The sequence below is a fragment of the Mycobacterium sp. H4Y genome (genome assembly GCF_000364405.1).
Taxonomy (GTDB): domain Bacteria; phylum Actinomycetota; class Actinomycetes; order Mycobacteriales; family Mycobacteriaceae; genus Mycobacterium; species Mycobacterium intracellulare.
Genome location: NZ_AKIG01000003.1, coordinates 566,588 through 590,158, shown reverse-complemented (window position 1 = coordinate 590,158; position 23,571 = coordinate 566,588). Strand labels below are relative to the sequence as shown.

The 23,571-nt window shown below is 69.7% G+C and carries 25 protein-coding genes and 1 pseudogene; 8 read left to right on the top strand and 18 right to left on the bottom strand.

From position 1 onward, the window contains the following. Nucleotide 1: 1 nt before the first annotated feature. The 10 genes from panD to ftsH form a co-directional block, all read right to left on the bottom strand. A complete protein-coding gene (gene panD / locus W7U_RS23735) occupies nucleotides 2-421 on the bottom strand; it encodes an aspartate 1-decarboxylase (protein ID WP_008263496.1) in 420 nt (139 codons plus the stop codon). Next, nucleotides 421-1,359: a pantoate--beta-alanine ligase gene (gene panC / locus W7U_RS23730; RefSeq protein ID WP_008263493.1), complete on the bottom strand. Its 939-nt coding sequence runs from the start codon at nucleotides 1,357-1,359 to the stop codon at nucleotides 421-423. The genes panD and panC overlap by 1 nt, the downstream gene beginning before the upstream one ends. Continuing rightward, nucleotides 1,356-2,267 carry a Rossmann-like and DUF2520 domain-containing protein gene (locus tag W7U_RS23725; RefSeq protein ID WP_008263492.1) on the bottom strand — a complete coding sequence of 304 codons (912 nt, stop codon included), beginning with the start codon at nucleotides 2,265-2,267 and terminating at the stop codon, nucleotides 1,356-1,358. The genes panC and W7U_RS23725 overlap by 4 nt, the downstream gene beginning before the upstream one ends. A gap of 114 nt (nucleotides 2,268-2,381) precedes the next feature. Beyond that, nucleotides 2,382-3,806 (bottom strand): DUF6779 domain-containing protein, encoded by a 1,425-nt coding sequence (locus tag W7U_RS23720; RefSeq protein ID WP_008263490.1) that lies wholly within the window; start codon nucleotides 3,804-3,806, stop codon nucleotides 2,382-2,384. Nucleotides 3,807-3,892: 86 nt separating this feature from the next. Beyond that, nucleotides 3,893-4,369, bottom strand: coding sequence for a DUF3180 domain-containing protein (locus W7U_RS23715; RefSeq protein WP_008263488.1), 477 nt, complete (start codon nucleotides 4,367-4,369; stop codon nucleotides 3,893-3,895). Next, nucleotides 4,369-4,887: a 2-amino-4-hydroxy-6-hydroxymethyldihydropteridine diphosphokinase gene (gene folK, locus W7U_RS23710; protein WP_008263487.1), complete on the bottom strand. Its 519-nt coding sequence runs from the start codon at nucleotides 4,885-4,887 to the stop codon at nucleotides 4,369-4,371. The genes W7U_RS23715 and folK overlap by 1 nt, the downstream gene beginning before the upstream one ends. A 64-nt stretch (nucleotides 4,888-4,951) precedes the next feature. Beyond that, entirely contained in the window at nucleotides 4,952-5,341 is a 390-nt protein-coding gene (gene folB / locus W7U_RS23705) for a dihydroneopterin aldolase (protein WP_008263472.1), read from the bottom strand. Continuing rightward, complete coding sequence (gene folP / locus W7U_RS23700; protein ID WP_085976873.1) at nucleotides 5,334-6,185, bottom strand: dihydropteroate synthase; 852 nt, start codon at nucleotides 6,183-6,185, stop codon at nucleotides 5,334-5,336. The genes folB and folP overlap by 8 nt, the downstream gene beginning before the upstream one ends. After that, complete coding sequence (gene folE / locus W7U_RS23695; RefSeq protein ID WP_014378981.1) at nucleotides 6,182-6,784, bottom strand: GTP cyclohydrolase I FolE; 603 nt, start codon at nucleotides 6,782-6,784, stop codon at nucleotides 6,182-6,184. The genes folP and folE overlap by 4 nt, the downstream gene beginning before the upstream one ends. Nucleotides 6,785-6,800: 16 nt before the next feature. Beyond that, nucleotides 6,801-9,233 carry an ATP-dependent zinc metalloprotease FtsH gene (ftsH, locus tag W7U_RS23690; RefSeq protein WP_008263469.1) on the bottom strand — a complete coding sequence of 811 codons (2,433 nt, stop codon included), beginning with the start codon at nucleotides 9,231-9,233 and terminating at the stop codon, nucleotides 6,801-6,803. Between the two features lie 70 nt (nucleotides 9,234-9,303). On the opposite strand from ftsH, the gene W7U_RS26585 reads away from it, so the two are divergent. Further along, nucleotides 9,304-9,459: a hypothetical protein gene (locus tag W7U_RS26585; protein ID WP_168707693.1), complete on the top strand. Its 156-nt coding sequence runs from the start codon at nucleotides 9,304-9,306 to the stop codon at nucleotides 9,457-9,459. Nucleotides 9,460-9,486: 27 nt separating this feature from the next. On the opposite strand, the gene W7U_RS23680 is transcribed toward W7U_RS26585, so the two are convergent. Continuing rightward, nucleotides 9,487-9,900 (bottom strand): VOC family protein, encoded by a 414-nt coding sequence (locus W7U_RS23680; RefSeq protein ID WP_036429802.1) that lies wholly within the window; start codon nucleotides 9,898-9,900, stop codon nucleotides 9,487-9,489. Between the two features lie 51 nt (nucleotides 9,901-9,951). On the opposite strand from W7U_RS23680, the gene W7U_RS23675 reads away from it, so the two are divergent. The 4 genes from W7U_RS23675 to W7U_RS23660 are packed head-to-tail and all read left to right on the top strand — an operon-like array spanning nucleotide 9,952 to nucleotide 14,745. After that, entirely contained in the window at nucleotides 9,952-10,929 is a 978-nt protein-coding gene (locus tag W7U_RS23675; RefSeq protein ID WP_225336770.1) for an alpha/beta hydrolase, read from the top strand. Beyond that, nucleotides 10,929-12,116: an LLM class flavin-dependent oxidoreductase gene (locus tag W7U_RS23670; protein ID WP_008263461.1), complete on the top strand. Its 1,188-nt coding sequence runs from the start codon at nucleotides 10,929-10,931 to the stop codon at nucleotides 12,114-12,116. The genes W7U_RS23675 and W7U_RS23670 overlap by 1 nt, the downstream gene beginning before the upstream one ends. Continuing rightward, nucleotides 12,116-13,129 (top strand): zinc-binding dehydrogenase, encoded by a 1,014-nt coding sequence (locus W7U_RS23665; RefSeq protein ID WP_008263460.1) that lies wholly within the window; start codon nucleotides 12,116-12,118, stop codon nucleotides 13,127-13,129. Before W7U_RS23670 ends, W7U_RS23665 begins: the two co-directional genes overlap by 1 nt. Nucleotides 13,130-13,161: 32 nt before the next feature. Next, the gene (locus W7U_RS23660; protein ID WP_008263459.1) at nucleotides 13,162-14,745 is read left to right on the top strand and encodes an HNH endonuclease signature motif containing protein; all 1,584 of its coding nucleotides are present in this window, start codon (nucleotides 13,162-13,164) and stop codon (nucleotides 14,743-14,745) included. Nucleotides 14,746-14,749: 4 nt separating this feature from the next. On the opposite strand, the gene W7U_RS23655 is transcribed toward W7U_RS23660, so the two are convergent. Further along, a complete protein-coding gene (locus W7U_RS23655; RefSeq protein ID WP_008263458.1) occupies nucleotides 14,750-15,988 on the bottom strand; it encodes a PPE family protein in 1,239 nt (412 codons plus the stop codon). Nucleotides 15,989-15,999: 11 nt separating this feature from the next. Further along, the gene (locus W7U_RS23650) at nucleotides 16,000-16,299 is read right to left on the bottom strand and encodes a PE family protein (protein WP_036429799.1); all 300 of its coding nucleotides are present in this window, start codon (nucleotides 16,297-16,299) and stop codon (nucleotides 16,000-16,002) included. Between the two features lie 348 nt (nucleotides 16,300-16,647). On the opposite strand from W7U_RS23650, the gene W7U_RS23645 reads away from it, so the two are divergent. Then, nucleotides 16,648-16,827, top strand: a complete 180-nt coding sequence (locus W7U_RS23645; RefSeq protein WP_036429796.1) for a hypothetical protein — start codon at nucleotides 16,648-16,650, stop codon at nucleotides 16,825-16,827. Nucleotides 16,828-16,876: 49 nt separating this feature from the next. After that, nucleotides 16,877-17,619, top strand: a pseudogene (locus W7U_RS23640) (SIMPL domain-containing protein). Between the two features lie 116 nt (nucleotides 17,620-17,735). On the opposite strand, the gene hpt reads toward W7U_RS23640, so the two are convergent. Genes hpt through dacB form a run of 4 tightly spaced genes read right to left on the bottom strand, consistent with a single transcriptional unit; the run spans nucleotide 17,736 to nucleotide 21,776 of the window. Next, entirely contained in the window at nucleotides 17,736-18,347 is a 612-nt protein-coding gene (gene hpt / locus W7U_RS23635) for a hypoxanthine phosphoribosyltransferase (protein ID WP_008263453.1), read from the bottom strand. 50 nt (nucleotides 18,348-18,397) lie between these two features. Then, on the bottom strand, nucleotides 18,398-19,360 hold the full coding sequence (gene tilS / locus W7U_RS23630; RefSeq protein WP_008263451.1) for a tRNA lysidine(34) synthetase TilS: 963 nt from the start codon (nucleotides 19,358-19,360) through the stop codon (nucleotides 18,398-18,400). Then, nucleotides 19,339-20,394: a zinc-dependent metalloprotease gene (locus W7U_RS23625; protein WP_008263449.1), complete on the bottom strand. Its 1,056-nt coding sequence runs from the start codon at nucleotides 20,392-20,394 to the stop codon at nucleotides 19,339-19,341. The genes tilS and W7U_RS23625 overlap by 22 nt, the downstream gene beginning before the upstream one ends. Beyond that, nucleotides 20,391-21,776, bottom strand: coding sequence for a D-alanyl-D-alanine carboxypeptidase/D-alanyl-D-alanine-endopeptidase (dacB, locus tag W7U_RS23620; protein ID WP_085976871.1), 1,386 nt, complete (start codon nucleotides 21,774-21,776; stop codon nucleotides 20,391-20,393). Before dacB ends, W7U_RS23625 begins: the two co-directional genes overlap by 4 nt. 115 nt (nucleotides 21,777-21,891) lie before the next feature. Between dacB and W7U_RS23615 the strand changes: the two genes are divergently transcribed. After that, on the top strand, nucleotides 21,892-22,380 hold the full coding sequence (locus W7U_RS23615; RefSeq protein WP_008263447.1) for an inorganic diphosphatase: 489 nt from the start codon (nucleotides 21,892-21,894) through the stop codon (nucleotides 22,378-22,380). Nucleotides 22,381-22,401: 21 nt separating this feature from the next. On the opposite strand, the gene W7U_RS23610 is transcribed toward W7U_RS23615, so the two are convergent. Further along, the gene (locus tag W7U_RS23610; protein ID WP_008263446.1) at nucleotides 22,402-23,523 is read right to left on the bottom strand and encodes a DUF475 domain-containing protein; all 1,122 of its coding nucleotides are present in this window, start codon (nucleotides 23,521-23,523) and stop codon (nucleotides 22,402-22,404) included. Nucleotides 23,524-23,571 lie beyond the last annotated feature (48 nt).

The following is a 23,571-nucleotide window of genomic DNA, read 5'->3' as shown; positions in this document are numbered from 1 at the left end:
GCTACCGCGCAACGATCCGGGGATCCAGCAGCTCGGCCGCGTCTTCGGGCACGAACGCCGGGTCGTGGCCGAGGTCGACCGGTTTGTTGTCGGCGTCGACGAAGACGATCCGCGGCCGATACGCCCGGGCCTCCGCCTCCTCCATGGTCCCGTACGCGATCAGGATCACCAGGTCGCCCGGGTGGACGAGATGCGCTGCGGCACCGTTGATCCCGATCACGCCGCTGCCGCGTTCGCCGGTGATGGCGTAGGTGACGAGGCGGGCGCCGTTGTCGATGTCGACGATGGTCACCTGTTCGCCTTCGAGCAGGTCCGCCGCGTCCATCAGATCGGCGTCGATGGTCACCGAGCCCACGTAGTGCAGGTCGGCCTGCGTGACGGTGGCCCGGTGGATCTTCGACCGCAGCATCGTCCGTAGCATCAATTCCTCCAAGGTGATTGGGCGTATTCGTGATTGCCGTCCGGCCCTGAGGTGCCGGCGGGTGTTTCGATCTGCATTTCGATGTTGTCCAGCAGCCTGGTGGTGCCCAGCCGGGCGGCGACCAGCAGCCGGGCCGAACCGTGGGCGGGCGCCGGCCCGAGCCCGGCGTCGCGCAGCTCGAGGTAGTCGACCGTGAGCGCGGGGACGGCGTCGAGCACCGCGCGCGCCGCGTCCAGCGCGGCCGCGCCGCCGTGGTGCGCGGCGTGGGCGCCAGCAGTCAGCGCGGCCGAAAGCGTCACCGCCAGTTCGCGTTGCGTGGGGTCGAGGTAGCGGTTGCGCGACGACATCGCCAGGCCGTCGGATTCCCGGACGGTCGGCACCCCGACGACCTGGGCGTCGATGTTGAGGTCGGCGACCATCTGGCGGATCATCACCAGCTGCTGATAGTCCTTCTCGCCGAAGAAGATCCGGTCCGGGCGCACGATCTGCAGCAGCTTGCACACGACGGTGAGCACGCCCGCGAAATGGGTGGGCCGGTGGCGGCCCTCGAGCTCGGCGGCCAGCGGTCCGGGCTGCACCGTGGTGCGCAGCCCGTCGGGATACATCGCGGCGGCCGTTGGGGCGAAGACGATTTCGACGCCTTCTGCGCGCAGCAGCGCGAGGTCGTCGTCCATGGTGCGGGGATAGGCGTCGAGATCCTCACCGGCGCCGAATTGCAGGGGGTTGACGAAGATCGAGACCACGACCACCGAGCCGGGCACCCGCTTGGCCGCCCGCACCAACGCCAGATGGCCGTCGTGCAGCGCGCCCATGGTGGGCACCAGCATCACCCGGCGGCCGGTGTGGCGCAGGGCGCGGCTGACGTCGGTGACATCACGCGGGTTCGGGTACAGGTTGAGTTCGCCCGCCTTGAAGGCCGGGGGTTTTGCTCGGGTCATGGCGCCAGCACCTCCACGACGTCCTGGGGGGCGTGCGCGCGCTGCGCGGTTCGCAGGGCGTTCACCCGATACGCCTGCGCCAGTTCGGGTCCGACCCCGGCCAGGGCCGCCAGATGCCCGGCGACCGCGGCGGCGTCGCCGCGCGCGACCGGGCCGGTGAGCGCGGCCTGCCCGCGTTGCAGGGTGTTCTCCAGCGCCGCCCGGGCCAGCGGGCCGACGATGCGTTCGGCGATGCCGCCCGGCTGGTCGTCGACGGACTGTTGGCCGAGCAGCTCGCTGCCCCGCAGCGCGGCGCGCAGCGCCTCCAGGGCGTCGGCGAGCACGGTCACGATGTGGTTGCCCGCGTGGGCCAGCGCCGCGTGGTAGAGGACGCGGGCGTCCTCGGCGACGCAGAACGGCTCCCCGCCCATCTCCAGGACGAGCGATTGACCGATCGCGTACCCGACCTCGTCGGCCGCCGTGATGCCGAAGCAGGTGTCCGGCAGCCTGCTGATGTCCTCGTCGGAGCCGGTGAACGTCATGGCCGGGTGGATCGCCAGCGGGATGCAGCCCTGCGCGGCCAGCGGCGCCAGGACGCTCACCCCGTTGGCGCCGGACGTGTGGACCACGATGGTCCCGGGCCGCACGGCCGACGTCGCGGCCAGCCCGGATACCAGGCCGGCGAGTTCGCTGTCGGGAACCGCGAGCAGTAACAGCTCGGCGCCGGCGGCGACGTCGGGCGGCGTCGCCACCGGGGTGTCGGGCAGGCGGCGCTGCGCCCGCTGCCGCGACGCATGGGAGATGGCGCTGCACGCCACCACGACGTGGTCCGCGCGCTCCAGCGCGACACCGAGCGCGGTGCCCACCCGGCCGGCGGAGATGATTCCCACCTTGAGCCTGGCCGGGCGCAGACCGTCGAACTGCACCATCGCAGACGACCTCACAGATTTCTTGTTCGTTCCGGTCCCACCAGGTGGGTACCGTTCGGTCACCAAGACTCTAGTCGATCACCAGGCGTTTCCCAATGTGAGGAAGCTCCCAGCTCAGCCTTCGCGGCGGCGACGCCGGCCGCCCTCGGAGGGCTGCACCTGCAGGCGGGCCAGCAGGTCGGCCACCGACTGGCCGCCCGTGGCGGTGGTCTCTCCGGCGGCGCCGGCGTCCTCGCGCTGGGGATCACCGCCGTGCCGGGGCGTGTGCTCCGGTGCCGGCGGCGGCGCCAGCCGCGGCGGCGGGGGCGCGCCGGCGGGCGGGCGCTGCTGCACCGGGGGCTCGGGCGGCGGGGGCGGCGCCGGGGCCGGTGGCTCGGTGCCGGGGGCGAAACTGCGCACCCCGTAGTCGCGGTACTCCGCCGAATGGCGTGACCGTGCCCGGCGGCCGGACTCGGCGTAGGGCGGTTGGGGCAGGGGCTCGACGGGCAGGCCGTCCCAGGCTTCGTCTCGGTATTCGTCCCGGGCTTCGTCCCGAGGTTCGTCTCGGGACTCGTCGGGGCCCGAATGCCGGGCGCGCCGCCGCCCGCCCGCCGGTTCCCCGGGGGCGTCGGCGCCGGTCCAGTTGCTGCCCGGTGTCCCGGGTGGCAACCACTGGCCTTCCGCGGCCGTCGGCTGCCAGTCCTGGCGGTGCCGCTCCGCCCGGGGCGCAGGCTGTGGTTCGGGCTCCGGCGGAGCCTGCGGTTCGGGTTCGGGTTGCGGTGGCGGTTGCTGGCGGGGTTCGAACCGGGGCTCCGGCGGCGGTGGGGCGTAGGCCGGCTCCGGCGCCGGATACGCGGGTTCTTGGGGCGGTTCGTACTGGTAGCGGGGCCGTTCCCGACGGGGTGGCGGCGGTTGGCGGGGCGGCAGTAGGGGTTCTTCGGGGACGTCGATGATGGCCGTCTCGTCGGCGCGGCCGCGCGGGTTGTCCTGGGGCACCGAAGTGACCCGATCGCTGGGCACCCAATCGACGGGGTTGTCGCGGGGGGTCTCGCCGTTGCGATCCCACTCGCTGTAGGCGCGCTCCGGTTGCGGCTCGCTCTCGACGGTCCCGAGCGCGGGGCGGTGCGCGAGGTCGGTGTCGAACAGGATTTCCAGGCTGGTGCGCAAGGCGCTCAGCTCGGCGCGCAGTTCGGCCAGATCGTCGGCGGCCTGGGCGCGCAACTCGGAGGCCAGCTCGCGACGCAGCTGGGACTCCACGGTCAGTTCGTATTCGCGCCTGGCCGAGATCTCCCGGTCGAGCTGGAGGTCGTAGACCAGCTTGAGATCGCGGACGCGGGCTTGATCGGCGTCGCTTTGGCGGCGATAGAGCACGGAAACGAAGGCGCCGGCGACTGCGGCCCACAGCGCCAGGATTACAGCGAGCTTGAGGAGTTCCACCCGATTGGTGAAAACCAATGCGGAACTGGCACCTATCGCGAGGACCAGCAACGCGGTCAAGAGCACCCACCCCGGCCTGCGGCCGCCGCGCCGCACCCGGGCGCCGCGGGACAGAACGGTCATGGCCTGACTGTACCTGCGCGAGGTCAATCCGCGTGTCGCCCTACTCCGGCGATTCTCACCTGGGTTGATCCGCCGATCGATCGGCGCTAGGTTTCGGCGCCCTCGCCGCGCTCGGTCGGGTCGTACGGGGACTTGCAGCAATGTTGCAGCCACAGCGCGGCGACCACCAATGCCAGCGCGCTGATGGCCGCCACCACCGTTCCGGTGGTGTCCTCGGCGGCGGCCCGCAGCCAGGACCGGCGCGGCAGGAAGTACACCAGCAGTCCCACCCACCAGCCCAGCATCAACGCCCCCACCCAGGCCGACGCCTTGGCGACCATCAGGCTGCGTGCCACCGCAAGCGGATGCAACCTGCCCCGACCGGGGCCGATTTCGCCGTCGGCGATCTTGGCGCGCACGTAGCGCGCCCACAGCGCCTCGCCGATGGCCACCGCCAGCAACGACAGGCCGGTCAACACCGTGATCGGGGGAAACCACCGGTACAGGCCGTTGACCAGCAGGTAACCCAGCACGGCGGCGCCGACCACCGCGGCCGTCAGGTCACGCTTGCGGGTGGGCCCCATCAGGTTGTGAGCTCGAGCGTCAGGTCGGAGCGCCGTACGGCGGCACGGTCGGCGGGCTCCAGTTCGGCCAGCAACTGCGCGACGGGACGCGGCCCTTCGGCGACCGTCAGCCGAGCGTCCGGGTCGACCGCCAGCCAGGGGATCAGCACGAAGGCCCGCAAATGGGCCAGCGGATGCGGGAGCGTCAGGTTGTTCTCCCGCGAGGTCACCTCGGCTTGCCCGTAACAGGCGATCAGGTCGACGTCGAGGGTGCGCGGCCCCCAGCGCTCGCCGCGGACCCTGCCCGCCGCGCGCTCGAACTCCTGCGCCCGGGCCAGCCAGCCCTGCCCGTCGCAGGCCGGGTCGTCGGCGATCAGCACCGCGTTCAGGAACGGCGCCTGATCGACCCGGCCCCAGGGGTCGGTCTCGTACACCGGTGACACGGCGAGCACCGCGTCCCCCAGCCCGTCGACGACCGACTGCAACCGCGCCAGCCGGTCCCCCAGGTTGGACCCGATGGACAACACCACTCTGGTCATCCGCGCCACTCCTCGATCCCGGCTCCGCACAGGACCGAGCCGGCATCATCGTCGTCAACACGCGTCATAACGGCACCACCGAACCCCGGCCACCGCGCCGGGACCGCCGCACCACCACCGAGACGTCGGCGAACTGCTGCGGGATCGGGGCCTGCGGCTTGTGCACCACCACCTCGACGGCGTGCACGCGTTCGTCGTCCATCACCTCATCGGCGATCTGGGCGGCGACGGTCTCGATCAGGTTTCGCGCGGGTCCCGCCACGACGTCGGCCGCCAGCCGGGCCAGCGCGCCGTAGTCGTAGGTGTCGGTCAGGTCGTCGGTGGCGGCGGCCGACGCCAGATCGATCCACACGGTGACGTCGACGACGAAGTCCTGCCCGCTCGCGCGTTCGTGGTCGAAAACCCCGTGTTGCCCGCGAACCTTCAACCCGCGCAACTCGATTCGATCAGCCATCGTGTTCAGCCAGCCCAGTGTGCGTCTCGTCGTTCCACGCCGCCACGACCTTGAGCGCATCGACCGTGGCGCGCACATCGTGCACCCGTACCCCCCAGGCCCCGTGCAGCGCGGCGAGCGCGGAAATCACCGCGGTCGCCGTCTCACGCCCGTCGGGGGGCCGCGGCGAACCGTCGGGCCCGGCCAGCAACGTACCGAGGAACCGTTTGCGCGACGCGCCCAGCAGCACCGGGATCCCGGTGGCGACCAATTGCGGCAGCGCATGCAGCAGCGCCCAATTGTGTTGTCCCGTCTTGGCGAATCCCAGACCCGGATCGATCATCAGCTGAGCGGGATCCACACCGGCGGCCACCGCGGCATTGACACTGGCAAGCAACTCGGCGCGCACCTCGGCGACCACGTCACGATAGTCCGGGGCCGCGTGCGGACGCTGCGCCGACACGGAGCGCCAATGCATCAGCACCCAAGGCACTTTCGCCTCGGCCAGCAGCGGCGCCATGGCGGAATCGGCCCGGCCGCCGGACACGTCGTTGACGATCCGCGCGCCGCTGCACAGCGCCGCCCGCGCGACGTCGGCGTGCATGGTATCGATGCTCACCGTAATGCCTTGCGAGGAAAGCTCTTTGACGACGGGGACGACCCGGGAGGCCTCGACACGGGCGTCGACGCGCGTGGCACCGGGACGGGTGGATTCTCCCCCGACGTCGACGATGTCGGCGCCGTCGGCGGCCAGCGCCAATCCGTGTGCCACGGCTTTGTCGGGGTCGAGATAGCGGCCGCCGTCGGAGAACGAATCGTCAGTGACGTTCAGAACTCCCATTACCTGCACAGGCGCCAGGCTCACTTCCGCAGGATGAGGTCGAGCGCCTCGGCTCGAGAAGCGGCGTTCGTTTTGAATATTCCGCGCACCGCCGAGGTCGTGGTCGTCGCTCCGGGCTTGCGGACACCGCGCATCGCCATGCACAGGTGCTCGGCCTCGACCACGACGATCACCCCGCGCGGATTGAGCTTTTTCACCAGGGCGTCGGCGATTTGGCTGGTGAGCCGTTCCTGCACCTGGGGCCGCTTGGCGTACAGATCGACCAGTCGCGCGATCTTCGACAGGCCGGTGACCCTGCCGTCGTTGCCCGGGATGTAGCCGACGTGGGCCACCCCATGGAACGACACCAGGTGGTGTTCGCAGGTGGAGTACAGCGGGATTTCCTTGACCAGCACCAGCTCGTCGTGATCCTCGTCGAACATAGTGTTCAACACGCTGTCCGGATCGGTGTAGAGCCCGGCGAACATCTCCCGGTAGGCGCGGGCGACGCGGGCCGGGGTTTCCCGCAGGCCGTGCCGGTCCGGGTCTTCGCCGATCGCGCACAGCAACTCGCGGACCGCGGCCTCGGCACGGTCCTGGTCGAAGACCCGCATCTTGGACATCGCGGTGTCCGGCAGTGCCATCGAATCCTCCGTTTGCTCAGCCGTGGGCCGGCGGATTGGACCGGCTCACGTCGTCATCCTGCCGGTCGGGCGAGCCACCCTCCTGGGCGGGCTGTCCCGGTGGGGGATACGGCGGGTACGGCGGGTACGACGGCTGCGCCTGGCCCTGCTGGCCGGAACGACCCTGCCCGCCCGGATAGCCCTGCTGGTGGCCGGCGTGGCCCTGCTGGCCGGGATAGGGCTGCGGGCCCGGATAACTGGGCGCCGGTTGCTGCCAATAGGGCTGCTGCGGCGGCTGTGCCGGCGGATGCCAATAGTTCGGCTGCTGCTGCGGTTGCTGCGCTTGCGGCGGCCATCCCGGCGCGCGCCAGCCGGCCGGCGCGCCGTAGTCCGGCTGGGTGGGCCCGTGCGGCGCGCCCTTACCGCTGCCCTGGCCGCCATGAGAACCGTTGCCGCCGTTGGCGTTTCGGTCCGCCTCCAGCCGTGCCGCTTCGCTGGCCCGCGCGATGGCCGCCTTGAACGCCGGCTCGGGGGTGGGCGGCGGCCACGGCTCGCCACGCTCGATGGCCAGCTCGCCGGGCGTCTTGATGGGCGGCTTGTCCGACGGGATGCGGCCCCCGAAATCGTCGAACATGGTGAGCCGCGGGCGCTTTTCGACGCCCGAGAAGATGCTTTCCAGTTCGGCCCGGTGCAGGGTTTCCTTTTCCAGCAGCTCCCCGGCGAGGGTGTCGAGGATGTCGCGGTATTCGGTGAGGATTTCCCACGCCTCGGTGTGCGCGGCCTCGATCAGCTTGCGGATCTCGTCGTCGATGTCGCGGGCGACCTCGTGCGAATAGTCCGCCTGCGTTCCCATGGTGCGGCCCAGGAACGGGTCGCCGTGCTCCGAACCGTATTTGACCGCACCGAGTTTGGAGCTCATCCCGAATTCGGTGACCATGGCGCGTGCGATCTTGGTGGCCTGCTCGATGTCCGACACCGCGCCGGTGGTCGGCTCCCGGAAGACCAGCTCCTCCGCGGCACGCCCGCCCATGGCAAACACCAACTGCGCGATCATCTCCGAGCGGGTCCGCAGCCCCTTGTCTTCCTCCGGCACCGCCACCGCGTGCCCGCCGGTGCGGCCTCGCGCCAGGATCGTCACCTTGTAGATCGGCTCGATGTCGGGCATCGCCCAGGCCGCCAGGGTGTGGCCGCCTTCGTGGTAGGCGGTGATCTTCTTTTCCTGCTCGCTGATGATGCGGCCCTTGCGGCGCGGGCCGCCGATCACCCGGTCCACCGCCTCTTCCAAGGCGGCGCTGGTGATGACGGTGCCGTTCTCCCGGGCGGTGAGCAGCGCCGCCTCGTTGATGACGTTGGCCAGGTCGGCGCCGGTCATGCCGACGGTCCGCTTGGCCAGCCCGGCGAGGTCGGCGTCCGGGCCGATCGGCTTGCCCTTGGAGTGCACCTCCAGCACCGCCTTGCGGCCCGCCAGGTCCGGGTTGGACACCGGGATCTGCCGGTCGAAGCGGCCGGGCCGCAGCAGCGCCGGGTCCAGGATGTCCGGCCGGTTGGTGGCCGCGATCAGGATGACGCCGGCCCGCGGGTCGAACCCGTCCATTTCGACCAGCAACTGGTTCAGCGTCTGCTCGCGCTCGTCGTGCCCGCCGCCCAGGCCCGCGCCGCGCTGGCGGCCCACGGCGTCGATCTCGTCGACGAAGATGATGCACGGGTTGTTCTGTTTGGCCTGGTCGAACAGGTCGCGTACCCGGGACGCGCCGACACCGACGAACATCTCGACGAAGTCCGAGCCGGAGATGGTGAAGAACGGGACGCCGGCCTCGCCCGCCACCGCGCGGGCAAGCAGCGTCTTACCGGTCCCGGGCGGACCGTAGAGCAGCACGCCCCGGGGGATCTTGGCGCCCAGCGCCTGATAGCGACCGGGGTTCTGCAGGAAGTCCTTGATCTCGTAAAGCTCCTCGACCGCCTCGTCGACGCCGGCGACGTCGGCGAACGTGGTCTTGGGCATGTCCTTGGAGAGCTGCTTGGCGCGCGACTTGCCGAACCCGAAGCCCATCCGGGCGCCGCCCTGCATGCGGGAGAACATCACGAACAGCCCCACCAGCAGCAGCAGCGGCAGGACGTAAACCAGCAGCTCGCCCAGGATGCTGCCCTGGTTGACGACGGTGCTGACCTTCGCATTCTTGGCGGTCAGCGCGTTGAAAAGGTCCACCGCATACCCGCTCGGGTATTTGGTGATGACCTTGTCGGAGTTGTCCGTGTCGCCATTGCCCTTCTTCAGGGTCAGGCGCAGCTGCTGCTCGCGATCGTCGATTTGCGCGCTTTTGACGTTGTCGCCGTTGATCTGGGACATCGCCACGGACGTGTCGACGGGCTTATAGCCGCGAGTGTCGTCGCTGAAATAGAAGAACGACCAGCCGAGCAGCACCACGACAGCAATCGCCGTGATGGTGCGAATAACGTTTTTCCGGTTCATCAATCATCGGCCTTGCCGGCCAGGTCCTTCCCCGATATACACGCAGCTGGAAAAGTCCAGGCTACCGCCTGTGGCGATCGCCAGCTCCGGCAGCGCCGGGGCGCAGCGGGTCGCCACCATCTGCTCCGTGGCGATCGCCAGCTCCGGCAGCGCCGGGGCGCAGCGGGTCGCCACCATCTGCTCCGTGGCGATCGCCAGCTCCGGCAGCGCCGGGCTGTCCAGTTAACGATTGGCAGTTCCCGGGCCGGCAGGCTCACTCGTAGTAGCGCGCCTCGACCACATTCCCGTCGGGATCGGCGAAATAGAATCCCTGCGGCGCCCAGCCCCGCGCGCCGAAGCTGTGGTTCAGCCGCGCGCTGGTGTCCACGCCCTCGGCCTGCAGGCGCGCGTCGAGCGCGTCGTATTCGGCCTTCGACAGGGCGAGGCACACGTGGTTGACCGGTTGGCCGGCGCTTCCTTCGGCCACCGCGGACGACACCGCGCCGGAAGCCATCTCGAGTGGCATCAGGTCGATGATGGAATCCTCGGACACCCGCACGCTGGGGAAAGGCGCCTCGGCGGCCTCGAACTCGGCGAATCGCACCGGTGCCAGCCCGACCAGCCTCGAATAGAAGTCCATCGCCGCGCGCGGATCCTTCGTCCACAGAACTACGTGGTCCAATCGCATGCACAAATTATGCTGCGCTGGGCCAAAGAGACCCTTCTCAGTGCGCAACCGTTGTGCTTTGGTGAGACGGTGCCCCCAACCCAACGGTTAGTAGATACCAATGGTGTGCGGCTGCGGGTGACCGAAGCGGGCGACCGCGGCGCACCCGTGGTGATCCTGGCCCACGGCTTTCCCGAACTGGCCTACTCCTGGCGCCACCAGATAGACGTCCTCGCGCACGCCGGCTACCACGTGCTGGCGCCCGATCAGCGCGGCTACGGCGGTTCGGATCGCCCGGATGCCGTCGAGGCGTACGACATTCACCAGTTGACGGGAGACCTGGTCGGTCTGCTCGACGACGTCGGCGCCGAGCGTGCCGTGTGGATCGGCCACGACTGGGGCGCCGCCGTGGTGTGGAACGCCCCGCTGCTGCACCCCGACCGGGTAGCGGCCGTCGCCGCGCTCAGCGTGCCCGTGACGCCGCGCCCGCACGTGGCGCCGACGAAGGCGTGGCGAAAGATGTTCGGCGAGAACTTCTTCTACATCCTCTACTTCCAGGAGCCCGGTGTCGCCGACGCCGAATTGAACGCCGATCCCGCCCGAGTGATCCGTCGCATGATGGGCAGCCTGCGAACCGACGGCAAGGATGCGCTGGTGCGGATGGCCAGCCCCGGTCCGGAAGGTTTCGTCGAACGCCTTCCCGAACCGGACGGCCTGCCGGACTGGATAAGCCAGGACGAGCTCGACCACTACATCGCCGAATTCTCGCGGACCGGCTTCACCGGCGGGCTGAACTGGTATCGCAATTTCGACCGCAACTGGGAGACCACGCCCGAACTCGACGACGTCAAGATTTCGGTCCCGTGTCTGTTCATCGGCGGGACGGCCGATCCCGTCCTGTCGTTCACCCGTGCCGACCGCGCTGCGGAGGCGATTTCCGGGCCGTACCAACAGGTGATGATCGACGGCGCCGGGCATTGGCTGCAGCAGGAGCGCCCCGGCGAGGTGAATGCGGCCTTACTGGAATTCCTCAACGGATTGGAGCTTTGATGAGTGCGCCCCTGCGTTTCGGTGTCTTTATCACCCCATTTCACCCCGTCGGCCAATCCCCAACGGTCGCACTCGAGTACGACATGGAACGCGTCGTCGCGCTGGATCGGCTCGGGTTCGACGAAGCGTGGTTCGGCGAACACCACTCGGGCGGCTACGAGCTGATCGCCTGTCCGGAGGTATTCATCGCCGCGGCGGCCGAGCGGACCAAACACATCCGGCTGGGCACGGGCGTGGTCTCGCTGCCCTACCACCACCCGCTGATGGTCGCCGATCGCTGGGTGCTGCTGGATCACCTGACCCGCGGCCGGGTCATGTTCGGTACCGGCCCGGGCGCGCTGCCGTCGGACGCCTACATGATGGGCATCGACCCCGTCGAACAGCGACCGATGATGCAGGAATCCCTTGAGGCCATCCTGGCGCTGTTCCGGGCCGCACCCACCGAACGGATCGACCGCCACTCCGATTGGTTCACCCTGCGCGACGCGCAGTTGCACATCCGGCCCTACACCTGGCCTTACCCCGAAATATCCACGGCGGCAATGATTTCGCCGTCCGGTCCGCGGCTGGCCGGCGCGCTGGGCACCTCGCTGCTGTCGCTGTCGATGTCGGTGCCGGGCGGCTACGCGGCGCTGGAAACCACCTGGGACGTGGTGCGCGAGCAGGCCGAAAAGGCCGGACGGGACGAGCCGGACCGCGGCAACTGGCGCGTCCTGAGCATCATGCACATCGCCGACAGCCGCGAGCAGGCCATCGACGATTGCACTTACGGGCTACAGGATTTCGCGAATTACTTCGGCGCCGCCGGGTTCGTCCCGCTGGCCAACAGCGTGGAAGGCACCCAGACGCCACACGAGTTCGTCGCGGACTACGCGGCCAAGGGGAATTGCTGCATCGGCACGCCCGAGGACGCCATCGCCCACATCGAAGACCTGCTCGACCGCTCCGGCGGCTTCGGCACCCTGCTGATGCTCGGCCATGACTGGGCCTCACCCGAGGCGACGTACCGTTGCTATGACCTGATGGCGCGCAAGGTGATTCCCCACTTCAAACGTCAACTCGAAGCGTCGCGCGCATCCCACGACTGGGCCAGAGGTAAACGTGACCAGTTGATCGGCCGGGCCGGCGAGGCCGTGGTCAAGGCCATCACCGAGCACGTCGACGAACAGAAAGACGCGGTGCACTGATGCGCGCGTCGGTGTTGCGCGACGGCCGGATGGTCTACCGCGACGACGTGCCCGACCCGATCCCCGAAGCCGGGCAGGTGCTCGTCGACGTGCGGGCATGCGGAATCTGCGGCAGCGACCTGCATTTCGCCGCCCACGGCGCCCAGGTGCTGGAAATGACCGAACGGGCGGCCGGTGGCGGCGGTGGCATGCACGTCGACCTGGACCACGACATCTTCATGGGTCACGAATTCAGCGCCGAGATACTCGAAGCCGGCCCCGACACCGAGACCCATCCACCGGGCACCCTGGTCACCTCGCTGCCGGTGCTGTTGTCCGCCAAGGGCGTCGAGCCAATTGTGTACAGCAACAGCACAATCGGCGGCTACTCCGAACGGATGCTGTTGTCCGCGCCGCTGCTGCTGCCCGTCCCCAATGGCCTGGACTCCAAACACGCAGCACTGACTGAACCCATGGCGGTGGGATTGCATGCCGTCAACAAGTCCAACGTCGCGCCCGGGGAGACGGCGCTGGTACTGGGCTGCGGCCCAATCGGGATCGCCATCGTCGCCGCCCTTCGGTCCAAGGGCGTCGAAACCATTGTGGCGGCGGACTTTTCACCGAAGCGACGGGAGCTCGCCACCGCGATGGGAGCTCACCAGACGCTGGATCCAGCGCAGGGCTCGCCCTTCGACAGTGTCAAGCCCGCGGTGGTGTTCGAGGCCGTCGGGGTGCCTGGCATCATCGACGACGTGCTGCTCCGCGCGCGGCCGGGCACTCGACTGGTGGTCGCCGGGGTGTGCATGCAACCCGACACCGTGCATCCCTTCTTCGCGATCGCCAAAGAGATCAACGTGCAGTTCGTGCTCGCCTACACCCCGGACGAGTTCGGCGACTCGTTGCGCGCGCTGGCCGACGGCGACATCGACGTCAGCCCGCTGATCACCGGCGAGGTGGGCCTGGATGCGGTCGGGGCGGCGTTCGACGATCTGGCCGACCCCGAGCGGCACTGCAAGGTTCTCGTCACGCCCTGAACTTGTCAGGGGGCCCACCTATAATCGAACGCATGTTCGAAGTACGGTCGGATCGCGCCGCTCTGGTAGCGGTGATCGAGTCCACGCATCGGGAGGAGTCGATGCTGGTGGCGCGGCGGTTGGCGGCGGTGGCGGCGCTGCTGCGGCATCGGGTGGCCACTGCCGACGGGGCCGATCGGGAGTACGCCGAGATCGACGGTTTCGAGCAGACCGCCGCCGAGGTCGCCGCGGTGATGAACCTGTCTGCGATGGGTGCCAGTTTTCTGGTGTCGCACGCCGAGGCGCTCGATACCCGCCTGCCGCGGGTGGCGGCGCTGTTGGCCGAGGGGCGAACGGACTGGCGCACGGTGCGTTTGGTCATCACCCGCACCGATCTCGTCACCGACCCGAAGGTGATCGCCACGCTCGATGAGTCGTTGGCCGCCCGGATCGGGAATTGGCACGGTTGGTCGCGGCAGCGGATCGTCAACGCGGTTGATGCCGCGGTGCGGGTCGCCGATCCCGACGCCGCCCGGGAGCGTCGGGTGGCCGCCGAGGAGGACCGTTACGTCGCCATCAGCGCCGCGGACAACGGGATGGCCGAGATCCGCGGTTCGGTGGCCGCCGCCGCCGCGACGGCCTTTGATCGCCGGCTGTCCCAACTCGCCAAGCAGGTGTGCCCGGCCGATCCACGGACGATGGATCAGCGCCGCGCCGACGCACTGTCGGCGCTGGCCGAAGGCCGCCGGTTGGGCTGTGCGTGCCGGCGGGCCGACTGCCCCACCCGGGCCGGCGAGCACACTCGCGAAAGTGAGCCGACCGGGACGCGGGTGGTCGTCAACGTGATGGCCGGCGAACAGACCGTCTACGCCGACGGCGCCGGGCCTGGCTATCTGGAGGGCTATGGGGTCATCGATGCCGAGCAGGTGCGCCGGTTGGCGGCCGCCGCGTCGGTGCTGGTGGCCAACCCGGTGACCAGTCCGGTCGAGGCCTTGCGCTATCAACCGCCGGCGGGGCTGGAGCGGTTCGTGCGCTGCCGCGATCTGACCTGCCGCTTCCCCGGATGCTCCCGCCCGGCGATGATCTGCGATATCGACCACACCGTTCCGTTCAACCATCAAGATCCGCGGGCGGGCGGGCGCACCGTCGCGGAGAACCTGAAATGCCTGTGCCGCCAGCATCATCGGCTCAAAACCTTCGGGGGCTGGCGCGACAAACAGTTGGCCGATGGAACCGTGATCTGGACCTCGCCGACCGGCAACACCTACCGGACCTCCCCCGTGGGTGCGGATCTGTTTCCGGCGGCGCGCGCCCCGGCCTGCGCCGCCCCCGAGCCGAGACGACGCGGCCGATCCCGGCAGCGCAGCGCGCGGATCACCCAGGCGCGCACCCACAATCGCGAGCAGCGCCCGATCAACGAGGCCCGCCGCCGCCTCGAACAGGACCGCAAAGACGAAATCGCGGCGCGCAAGTTCCGAAACCACATGCGCGACATGCTGTTCCTGTTCAAGGGGACACCGAGCACCAGCCCCTACTGCACCTGGGTCAACGACCCCCGAGAACCCGAAGAACTGCCCCCGGACTGGGAACCCGACCAATCCACCCTGCAGCCCCTGCCCGACGACCCACCCTTCTGACGCGTCACCCACCCGCGGGGGGCTGCGCGATGACAGTGGGCTTGAAACCGTATCGGGGAGTGACGAAGTGGGCCGCGACGCCGCGCCCCGCCCCAGCGGCGGGCACCATCGGAACCCCGCCCACCGCGTTCGTGGCACGTTCGACGGCCCCCGCGGTGGTGGCACCATTGAGCGCCACGGCGATCGGCGGCGCCGGGGCCGCACTCGCCCAGGCGGCGGGCACCGCCAATCCGCCGATCGATGCCGCCTTGCCGACGGCCCCGCCGATCGCGCCGATCGAGCCCAGTCCCGCACCCGAAACGGCGGGAAGGGCCGCTTCCGCGGCCTTGGCGACGCCCTCGGCGGCGGACTTCGCGGCGGGCATGAAGCCCTGCGCGAGACTTTGGATGTCCTTGAACGCCGTGGTGAACAACCGCGTCGGCGAAATCAAACGGATGAAGGCGTCGAAAGGCGTGCTGGCATCGAGGGTTTGAGACCCGGTCAGGCCCTCCAACAGATCCCCCAACGGGCCCCCCACGACAATGCCGTCGCCCTCGGGGTTCATGCCGATTCCACCGAGGGACAGCGTGGGATTGGCCGGCGACGGGGACGTGTTGGTCGGCCCGGCCAGCGCCGACAGGGTCTGGGGCACCGCGTCGAGCCCCTGCGCGCTGTCGCTCCCGCTCGCGCCGGCGGCCCGGGCCACCGCGGCGGCCTGACCGGCGACGCCGGCGGGGTCCGTGGTGGGCGCCGCCGATTCGAACGCGGGCAAGGTCGACGCCGCCGCCGAAGCGCCGGCATATTCGTACATCGCGGCGGCGTCCTGGGCCCACATCTCGGCGTATTGCGCCTCGGTGGCCGCGATCGCCGGGGTGTTCTGCCCGAGGAAGTTCGTCGCCAGCAACTCCATCAGCAACGCCCGGTTCGCCGCGATCACCGGCGGCGGCACCGTTTCGGCGAATGCCGCCTCATAGGCACCCGCCGCTGCCACCGCTTGGTTCGCCGCCTGTTCGGCCTGTCCGGCCGTGGCGCTCAGCCACGCCACTTGCGGCACGGCCGCGGTGAGCATGGACGTCGCGGCGGGCCCCTGCCATGGGCCGCCCTCGATGCCCGCGATCACCGACCCATAGGACGAAGCCGCGGAATGCAGGCCGGCGGCCAGGCCGCCCCATGCCGCCGCGGCGACCAGTAACGGCCCCGAACCTGGACCCGAATAGATCAGCGCGGAATTGATCTCCGGCGGCAACTGCGCAAAGTCCAGCATCGTGTCCTCGCCTAACCGACCGCGGCGGCGTTGGCGAGTTCCGTGGCGGCATACGAACCGGCGCTGATGCCAAGCGTCGTCGCCAACTGCTCGCGAACCGCCGCCGCCTGCGCACTGATCTCCTGGAAGAGCTGTCCGTGTTGGGAAAACCGGGCGGCCGTCAGTACCGACACCGCATCGGCGGCGGCGGGGGCCACCGCCGTCGTCGCCACGGCGAGCGCCGAATTGTTCTCCTGCACTGCGGCATTGATGCCGTGCAGCTCACCCGAAGCCGCATCGAGAATTTCCGGCCGTGCCATCAGAAAAGACATGGTGAGTCCTCAAAACCCTTTCAATTAACCAGCTTTCAGCGACGATCACCGGCGCCGAGTCCGACGCTCGTCACGTTAGGCCGGTGACCTCGGATGATGACAGCCTTCGGGTCGCCTTTTCACGGCCGGTTGGACAACTATTCATTTAGCTGGTCGGATCCGCTGCGACTTTTGGATTCAGCATGAATATCGCGGTAATACAATATGATTGGAGTCATATATGTTCCTATATGAGCGCGCCGCAGCGCCGATTTTGCTTTGCTCGGGGTACCGGTGAACCGGCGCCGGACGACCCGCTGACCCAATCCGGCCGCTGGCTATGCTGCCCAGGCACTGCCGGTCGGGTTCATGGCGGGTCCGGCGGCAACACGGCCGATATGGCTCAGCCTGGCCCTGGAACTACCCCTGGTGGTGATCATCGTCGTGATCATCGCCATGGTGTTGGTGTCAAACTGGCTCTCGCACATCACTATTCGCATCCACGAACCGGACTGGGCCGGGAACCGGGCCCCGGCGCCGACCACTTGACCGGAAATTCACAACACGGACCGTGGGGCCAGCGGCTAGGGTGCCAGGCATGCCGGTCGCAACCAACGCCTCGAACCTTGTCCGCCGATCGATCGCGGTGGCCGCGGCCGGCCTGACCGTCGCGGCGGCGTCGGCATGCGACGAGCCCACCCGTCGCACCCGGGCGCCAACCCCCGCCAGGTAACGGTGTTGGGAACCGGGCAAGTGCAAGGCGTCCCGGACACGCTGACCGCCGACGTCGGTATCGAATTCACCGCCCCCGACGTGACCACCGCGATGAACCAGACCAACGACCGTCAGCAGGCGGTCATCAACGCGCTGCTCGGCGCCGGCGTCGACCACAAGGACATCAGCACCACCGAAGTCACCCTGGCGCCGCAGTACAACAACCCTGGCCCCAGCGGCACGGCCGACATCACCGGGTACCGCGCCACCAATGCCGTCGCCGTCAAGATCCACCCGCCCGACGCCGCGTCGCGGTTGCTGGCCCTCGTCGTCGGCACGGGCGGCGACGCCACCCGGATCAGGTCGGTCCGCTATTCCATCGCCGACGATTCGCAGCTGGTCAAGGACGCCCGCGCGCGGGCGTTCAACGACGCCAAGGGTCGCGCCGAGCAGTACGCCCAGCTGTCCGGGCTCCGGCTGGGCCGGGTGCTGTCCATCTCGGAGGCCACCGGCAACCCCCCGCCGGTCGGGACGCCGACGCCGCGCGCCATGCCGTCGATGGTCCCGCTCGAGCCCGGCCAGCAGACCGTGAACTTCTCGGTCACCGCCGTGTGGGAGCTGGACTGACCCGGCCGGATGGCGGCGACCCGCCGCGCCCGGCTTCGCCGCGCTCGCGATCGCCGCGAAGCCGGATGGCGGCGACCCGCCGCGCCCGGCTTCGCCACGCTCGCGATCGCCGCGAGCTACTGCTGGTAGACCCTGGGGTCCAGGGTGCCGATGTAGGACAGGTCGCGGTAGCGCTCGTCGTAATCGAGGCCGTAGCCGACGACGAAGTCGTTCGGGATGTCGAAGCCCACGTAGGCGATGTCGACGTGGGCTCCCTTCGCGTCCGGCTTGCGCAGCAGCGTGCACACCTTCAGCGACCGCGGATGCCGCGTTTTGAGGTTGCGCAGCAGCCACGACAGGGTCAGGCCCGAGTCCACGACGTCCTCGACGATCAGGACATCGCGGCCCTGGATGTCGCGGTCCAGGTCCTTGAGGATGCGCACCACACCCGACGAGGACGTCGATGATCCGTATGAGCTGACGGCCATGAATTCGAACTGCGTCGGCACCGGGATCGCGCGGGCCAGGTCGGTGACGAAGATCACGGCGCCCTTGAGCACGGTGATCAACAGCAGGTCCTGGCCGGTCTCGCTCGCGGCGTCGCGGTAGTGCTCCCCGATTTCGCGGCCGAGTTCGGCGATTCGCGCCTGAATCTGCTCCGCCGTCAGCAGGACAGACTTGATATCCCCGGGGTAGAGCTCCGCGGGCTGGGCGGGGGTGATCGCCGAGGAGATCTGGGCCACGCCCACAGAGTGCCACGCCGGCGGGCGGATAACCAACGGCGGCCCCGATATTGCGGTCAGCCGACCGGTTCGCGCCACAGCGTCAAAACGCCGTCGCGGCGGCCCGCGAACAACCGCTCGTCGGGCACGGACGACCCCACCGCCACGCCGCCCTGGCCGCGCCACGCGGTGACCAGGGTGTCGACCCCCCGAATCTGCTTGTCGGTCAGCCCCGTTGCGCCGCCCGCCAGCAGCCAGGCCCGGATCACGCGCCGCCGCACGGGCGCGTCCAGCGTCGCCAGCGCCGAGACCCGCAGCCCATCGCCCGCCTTGGCGCCGGGCAGCGCCCGGGCGGCCAGCGCGTCGATCAACTCGCCGTCCTCCCGCAGCGCGGTCGCGGTGCGGGCCAGCGCCTCGGCGACGCCCCCGCCGAGCACATCTTCGAGCAGCGGCAACACCTCGGCACGCAACCGGGTCCGGGTGAAGCGGGGGTCGCTGTTGTGCGGATCGCGCCACGGCGTCAGGCCCAGCTCCCGGCACGCGTCGTGCGTCACCGCGCGCCGGACCCCCAACAGCGGCCGGCACCACGGCGGGTCGTAGGGGCGCATCCCGGCGATCGAGCGCACGCCGGACCCCCGACCCAGCCCGAGCAGCACCGTCTCGGCCTGGTCGTCGAGCGTGTGACCCAGCAGCACCGGGCCGTCGTGGTAGGCGGCCAGCGCGGCATAGCGGGCCGCGCGCGCCGCGGCTTCGGGGCCACCCTCCGTGCCGACCTGCACCCGAACCACTTGCGCCGCAACACATCCCAGTGACACTGCTTGCTTCCGGGCGGCTTCGGCGACGTCGGCCGAGTCGGGTTGCAGGCCGTGGTCCACCACCACCGCGGTGGTGGGCCGCAGCTGGGCCGCCACCGCGGTCAGCGCCAACGAATCCGGGCCACCGGACAGGGCCACGCACCATTGGTCGACGGTGGCGAGGTGCGTCTTGATGAACGCCTCGACCGCCGCGCGCAGCCGGCCTACAGCACCCTGTCGATCCATCGCTGGGGCTCTTCGATCTCGATGGGCAGCGGCAGCGTTTCGGGCCCCGTCCAGATGGCGTTGAATCGCGCCATGCCCACCTGGCCCACGACGTGGTCGACGAAGGCCTTGCCGCGCGTGTATTGGCTGAGCTTGGCGTCGAGTCCCAGCAGTGCGCGCAGCAAGCGCTGCAGGGGAGGTTGCTTGCGGTGGCGGCGCTCGTCGAAGCGGCGGCGGATGGTGGCCACCGACGGCACGGCGATCGGCCCGACGGCATCCATCACGTGGTCGGCGTGGCCCTCCAGCAGCGTGCCCAGCACGAGCAGCTGATCCAGGGCGTGGCGCTGGGGCTCGGACTGCACCGCCCGCACCAGACCGAGGATGCCCGCCGAGTTGGCGTCTGAGTTCTGATTGCCGCGATTGCGGGCGTAGTCGGCGAGCCGGCTCACCACCTCCTTCAGGTCGTCACCGGCGTCGCGGGTCAGCAGGCCCAGCGCCTGCGACATGTAGTCGGGCAGCCACGGGTTGGCGGTGAACTGCACGCGATGGGTGACCTCGTGCAGGCACACCCACAGCCGGAAATCGGACGGCTCGATCCGAAGCTGCCGCTCGACGGCGATGACGTTCGGGTATACCAGCAGCAGGCAGCCGGCCCTGGCCCCGTTATCGGTGGCGAAGGGGTCGTATTGGCCGAGGATCCCCGACGAGACGTAGGCCAGGACGGCGCCGGTCTGCGCGCCGGTGACCCGGCCCGTGAGAAACCCGCGCGGCTTCTCCGCGCCGTTCATCATCACCCGCATCGACTCGGCCGCGGCGGCTACCCATTCCGGGCGGTCGACGATGCGCGCGGCGGGCACGGCACCACCCGCGACCAGGCCGGTGACGTCACGGACCAGGGGTTCGGCTTTGGCGGCCGCGCCCACCAGTTCGTCGATCACCTGGCGCCGGGTGTAGTCGCTGGACGGTGGCCCGGGCCGGGCCAGCCGCCTGCCGACCGTGGCCGCGAATTGCCAGTCGACGGCGGTGCCCAGCGTCAGCTCCGACGCCGGCGTCATGAGCACCCGCAGAACCAGAGCCGGGTCGCCAGCGCGTCCATCACGTTGCGGCCGTTGGGGCCCGCGTCGTTGGAGATGAACGCGAAGGTGAGCACCCGGCCGCTGCGGTCGGTGAGCACCCCGGCCAGCGCGTTGATGTTGGTCAGCGAGCCGGTCTTGGCCCGCAGCCAGCCGGCGGGGCCCTGGCTGGTCGAGGCGTCGAGGAACCGGTCGCCCAGCGTGCCGCTGCCGGCGGCGATCGGAAGCAGGTCCAGCAGCGCCCGCAGCGACGGCTGGTCGGGCCCGGCGGCGGCCTGCAGCACCCCGTCGAGCGTCTTGGCCGTGAGCCGGTCGTCGACCGAAAGCCCGCTGGAGTCCAGCAGCGCCGCGCCCGCGGTGTCGACGTGGGCGGTGCTCAACCGGTTGGTCACCGCGTCGGCCGCGCCGGCGAAGCTGCGCGGCCGGTTGATCGCGGCCGCCACCTCACGGGCGATGCATTCGGCCAGCACGTTGTCGGAGTGGTCCATCATCTCGGAGAGTCGCTGGACCAACGGCGCCGACTGCACGACGGCCAGCTGCCGCGCCCCGGACGGCGCCGTCGCGATCGTCACCGCGGCGGGATCGAGGTTCAGCGCCTTGGCCAGCTCGCGGCCGGCGTCCAGCGCCGGCGTCCGGGACCGCCGGGAGTTGACCGTGGTCGGCTGGATGCGCCCGGCGTCGATCATCACCGACTCGATCGGCGCGATGTCGCCGTTGTCGACGTCGGCGGGATCCCAGCCCTGCGCCATCGTCGGGCCGCTGAACGCCGAGGTGTCCACCTGCACCGCGGTCGGGGTCACCCCGCTGCGCCGGATCTGTTCGACGAGGTCGCTGATGCGGGCCGCGCCGCGGTACCAGGTGTCCTGCCCGGGCGGCGCCGCCGACAGCACCGGATCGCCGGCGCCCACCAGCACGACGGGGCCCTGGGCGTTCTGGCTGCCCGCGACCACCCGGGTGCTGATCCGGGCCTGGCGGTCCAACGTCAGCAGGGCGGCGGCGGCCGTCAGCACCTTGTTGGTCGACGCCGGCACCAGCGGCATGTCGTCGGCGACCTGCCACAGCTCTTTTCCGGTGAGGGCGTCGGTGATCCGGCCGCCGAGCTTGCCGAGGTTGGGATCGCCCGCCACCGGTGCCAGCGCGGCGCCCACGCCGGGCCCGCTGGGTAACTCGGCGGTGTCGCTCACCGGGACCATGCCGGGCTTGACCGTGGGCGCGTGCGGAGGCGGGATCGGGGCGCGCGCGCTGCCCGCGCCGTGCCCGGTCGTGGTGAAAAACGTCGCCGCCACCACCACGGCAGCGACGAACGCCAGCACGCCCAACCCGATCAACACTGGGGTGGATTTTTGCCAGCGAGTACGGGCCATCACTCTCCTGACTGTCTGAACCCATTCTGCCGAATCGGCGCCGATGGGCTCGACTAGGGTGTAGCAGAGCAAAATTGGCCTGCCCATGCAGACACCCAGACAAGGAGCCGACGCGGTGGAATTCGACGTGACCATCGAGATCCTCAAGGGCCAGCGGAACAAATACGAGATCGACCACGAGACCGGACGGGTGCGTCTGGACCGCTACCTGTACACCGCGATGGGCTACCCGACCGACTACGGCTACATCGAGGACACCCTCGGCGAGGACGGTGACCCGCTGGACGCCATGGTGCTGTTGCCGCAGTCGGTGTTTCCCGGGGTGATCGTGGAGGCCCGCCCGGTGGGGATGTTTCGGATGACCGACGAAAAGGGCGGCGACGACAAGGTTTTGTGCGTGCCGGCCGGCGACCACCGCTGGGACCACATCCAGGACATCGGCGACGTGCCCGAGTTCGAGCTGGACGTGATCAAGCACTTCTTCGTGCACTACAAGGACCTGGAGCCGGGCAAGTTCGTCAAGGCGGCGGACTGGGTCGGCCGCGCGGAGGCCGAGGCCGAGATTCAGCGCTCGGTGGACCGGTTCAAGGCCGAGGGGCACTAGCTCGACGGTGGCGACCCGCCACTAGCCCGATGGTGGCGACCCGCTGCTCCCGGCTTCGCCGCGCTTGCGATCGCCACTAGCCTGCGCCCTGCGCCGGTTGCGCAGCAGGCTCCAGCCCAGCGCCGCCCCGATGAAGACCACACCCACCGAGGCGGTGACCGCCTCGGGCACCTGCAAACCCGGATCGATGGATCCGAGCATGATCACGGCCAGCGCGCCGATCGCCCAGTGCGCGCCGTGTTCCAGGTAGACGTACCGGTCGAGGGTTTCCTGCTTGACCAGGTAGATGGTGATGGACCGCACGAACATCGAGCCGATCAAGCCGAGCCCGAGCGCGATGACGATCGGGTCCGAGGTGATCGCGAAGGCGCCGGTGACCCCGTCGAACGAGAACGCGGCGTCGAGCACCTCCAGATAGAGGAACAGGGTGAAACCCGCCCGGCCGACCGCCTCGCCGACCGTCATGCCCTCGACGTTGGCCGGCCGAAACGCGCGGCTCAACCCGTTGACCACCAGGTAGGTAACCAGGCCCAGCACCCCGGCGGTCAGCACCGTGGCACGCTCGTCGGCGGAATGCGTCAACCGCGAGCCGACGAGCACCAGCGTGGCGCCGGCCACCACCACTGACACCTGGCCGAGTCGCCCGATACGGGCGAACGGAACCTCAATCCACTTGAGCCACTTGATATCCCGGTCGTGGAAGACGAAGTCCAGGAACAGCATCAACAGGAACATCCCACCGAAGGCCGCGATCTGCGGATGGGCGGACAGGATCATCTTCTCGTAGCTCGGCGAGCCGTCCGCGAACTCCAGCGCGCCGTTCGGCGGCGGATGCAGCGCCAGTTCCATCGCCCGCACGGGGCCGATCCCCGCGGTCGCCCACACGATGACCAACGGGAACAACAAACGCATCCCGAACACGGCGATGACGATCCCGACGGTCAAGAACATCTGCCGCCAGAACGGGCTCATCCGCTTCAGGATCGCGGCGTTGATGATGGCGTTGTCGAACGACAGCGACACCTCGAGGACGGCCAACACCAGCAGCAGGAAGAGATCCTCGAGGCCACCGTGGGCATACCCCAGCACGAGGGCCACCACGGTGAGCAACAGCGAAACACCGAAGACGCGGTAGGCGGCCATGGGTCCTTTCCGACAGCGGCTCACATTAGCGAACCCGAGCGCCGCGCC

What these genes read in the sequence shown, in the direction of transcription:
- panD (WP_008263496.1), bottom strand. Translation starts at nt 421, where the DNA reads ATGCTACGGACGATGCTGCGGTCGAAGATCCACCGGGCCACCGTCACG.
- panC (WP_008263493.1), bottom strand. Translation starts at nt 1,359, where the DNA reads ATGACCCGAGCAAAACCCCCGGCCTTCAAGGCGGGCGAACTCAACCTG.
- W7U_RS23725 (WP_008263492.1), bottom strand. Translation starts at nt 2,267, where the DNA reads ATGGTGCAGTTCGACGGTCTGCGCCCGGCCAGGCTCAAGGTGGGAATC.
- W7U_RS23720 (WP_008263490.1), bottom strand. Translation starts at nt 3,806, where the DNA reads ATGACCGTTCTGTCCCGCGGCGCCCGGGTGCGGCGCGGCGGCCGCAGG.
- W7U_RS23715 (WP_008263488.1), bottom strand. Translation starts at nt 4,369, where the DNA reads ATGGGGCCCACCCGCAAGCGTGACCTGACGGCCGCGGTGGTCGGCGCC.
- folK (WP_008263487.1), bottom strand. Translation starts at nt 4,887, where the DNA reads ATGACCAGAGTGGTGTTGTCCATCGGGTCCAACCTGGGGGACCGGCTG.
- folB (WP_008263472.1), bottom strand. Translation starts at nt 5,341, where the DNA reads ATGGCTGATCGAATCGAGTTGCGCGGGTTGAAGGTTCGCGGGCAACAC.
- folE (WP_014378981.1), bottom strand. Translation starts at nt 6,784, where the DNA reads ATGGCACTGCCGGACACCGCGATGTCCAAGATGCGGGTCTTCGACCAG.
- ftsH (WP_008263469.1), bottom strand. Translation starts at nt 9,233, where the DNA reads ATGAACCGGAAAAACGTTATTCGCACCATCACGGCGATTGCTGTCGTG.
- W7U_RS23680 (WP_036429802.1), bottom strand. Translation starts at nt 9,900, where the DNA reads ATGCGATTGGACCACGTAGTTCTGTGGACGAAGGATCCGCGCGCGGCG.
- W7U_RS23670 (WP_008263461.1), top strand. Translation starts at nt 10,929, where the DNA reads ATGAGTGCGCCCCTGCGTTTCGGTGTCTTTATCACCCCATTTCACCCC.
- W7U_RS23665 (WP_008263460.1), top strand. Translation starts at nt 12,116, where the DNA reads ATGCGCGCGTCGGTGTTGCGCGACGGCCGGATGGTCTACCGCGACGAC.
- W7U_RS23660 (WP_008263459.1), top strand. Translation starts at nt 13,162, where the DNA reads ATGTTCGAAGTACGGTCGGATCGCGCCGCTCTGGTAGCGGTGATCGAG.
- W7U_RS23655 (WP_008263458.1), bottom strand. Translation starts at nt 15,988, where the DNA reads ATGCTGGACTTTGCGCAGTTGCCGCCGGAGATCAATTCCGCGCTGATC.
- W7U_RS23650 (WP_036429799.1), bottom strand. Translation starts at nt 16,299, where the DNA reads ATGTCTTTTCTGATGGCACGGCCGGAAATTCTCGATGCGGCTTCGGGT.
- W7U_RS23645 (WP_036429796.1), top strand. Translation starts at nt 16,648, where the DNA reads ATGGCGGGTCCGGCGGCAACACGGCCGATATGGCTCAGCCTGGCCCTG.
- tilS (WP_008263451.1), bottom strand. Translation starts at nt 19,360, where the DNA reads ATGGATCGACAGGGTGCTGTAGGCCGGCTGCGCGCGGCGGTCGAGGCG.
- W7U_RS23625 (WP_008263449.1), bottom strand. Translation starts at nt 20,394, where the DNA reads ATGACGCCGGCGTCGGAGCTGACGCTGGGCACCGCCGTCGACTGGCAA.
- dacB (WP_085976871.1), bottom strand. Translation starts at nt 21,776, where the DNA reads ATGGCCCGTACTCGCTGGCAAAAATCCACCCCAGTGTTGATCGGGTTG.
- W7U_RS23610 (WP_008263446.1), bottom strand. Translation starts at nt 23,523, where the DNA reads ATGGCCGCCTACCGCGTCTTCGGTGTTTCGCTGTTGCTCACCGTGGTG.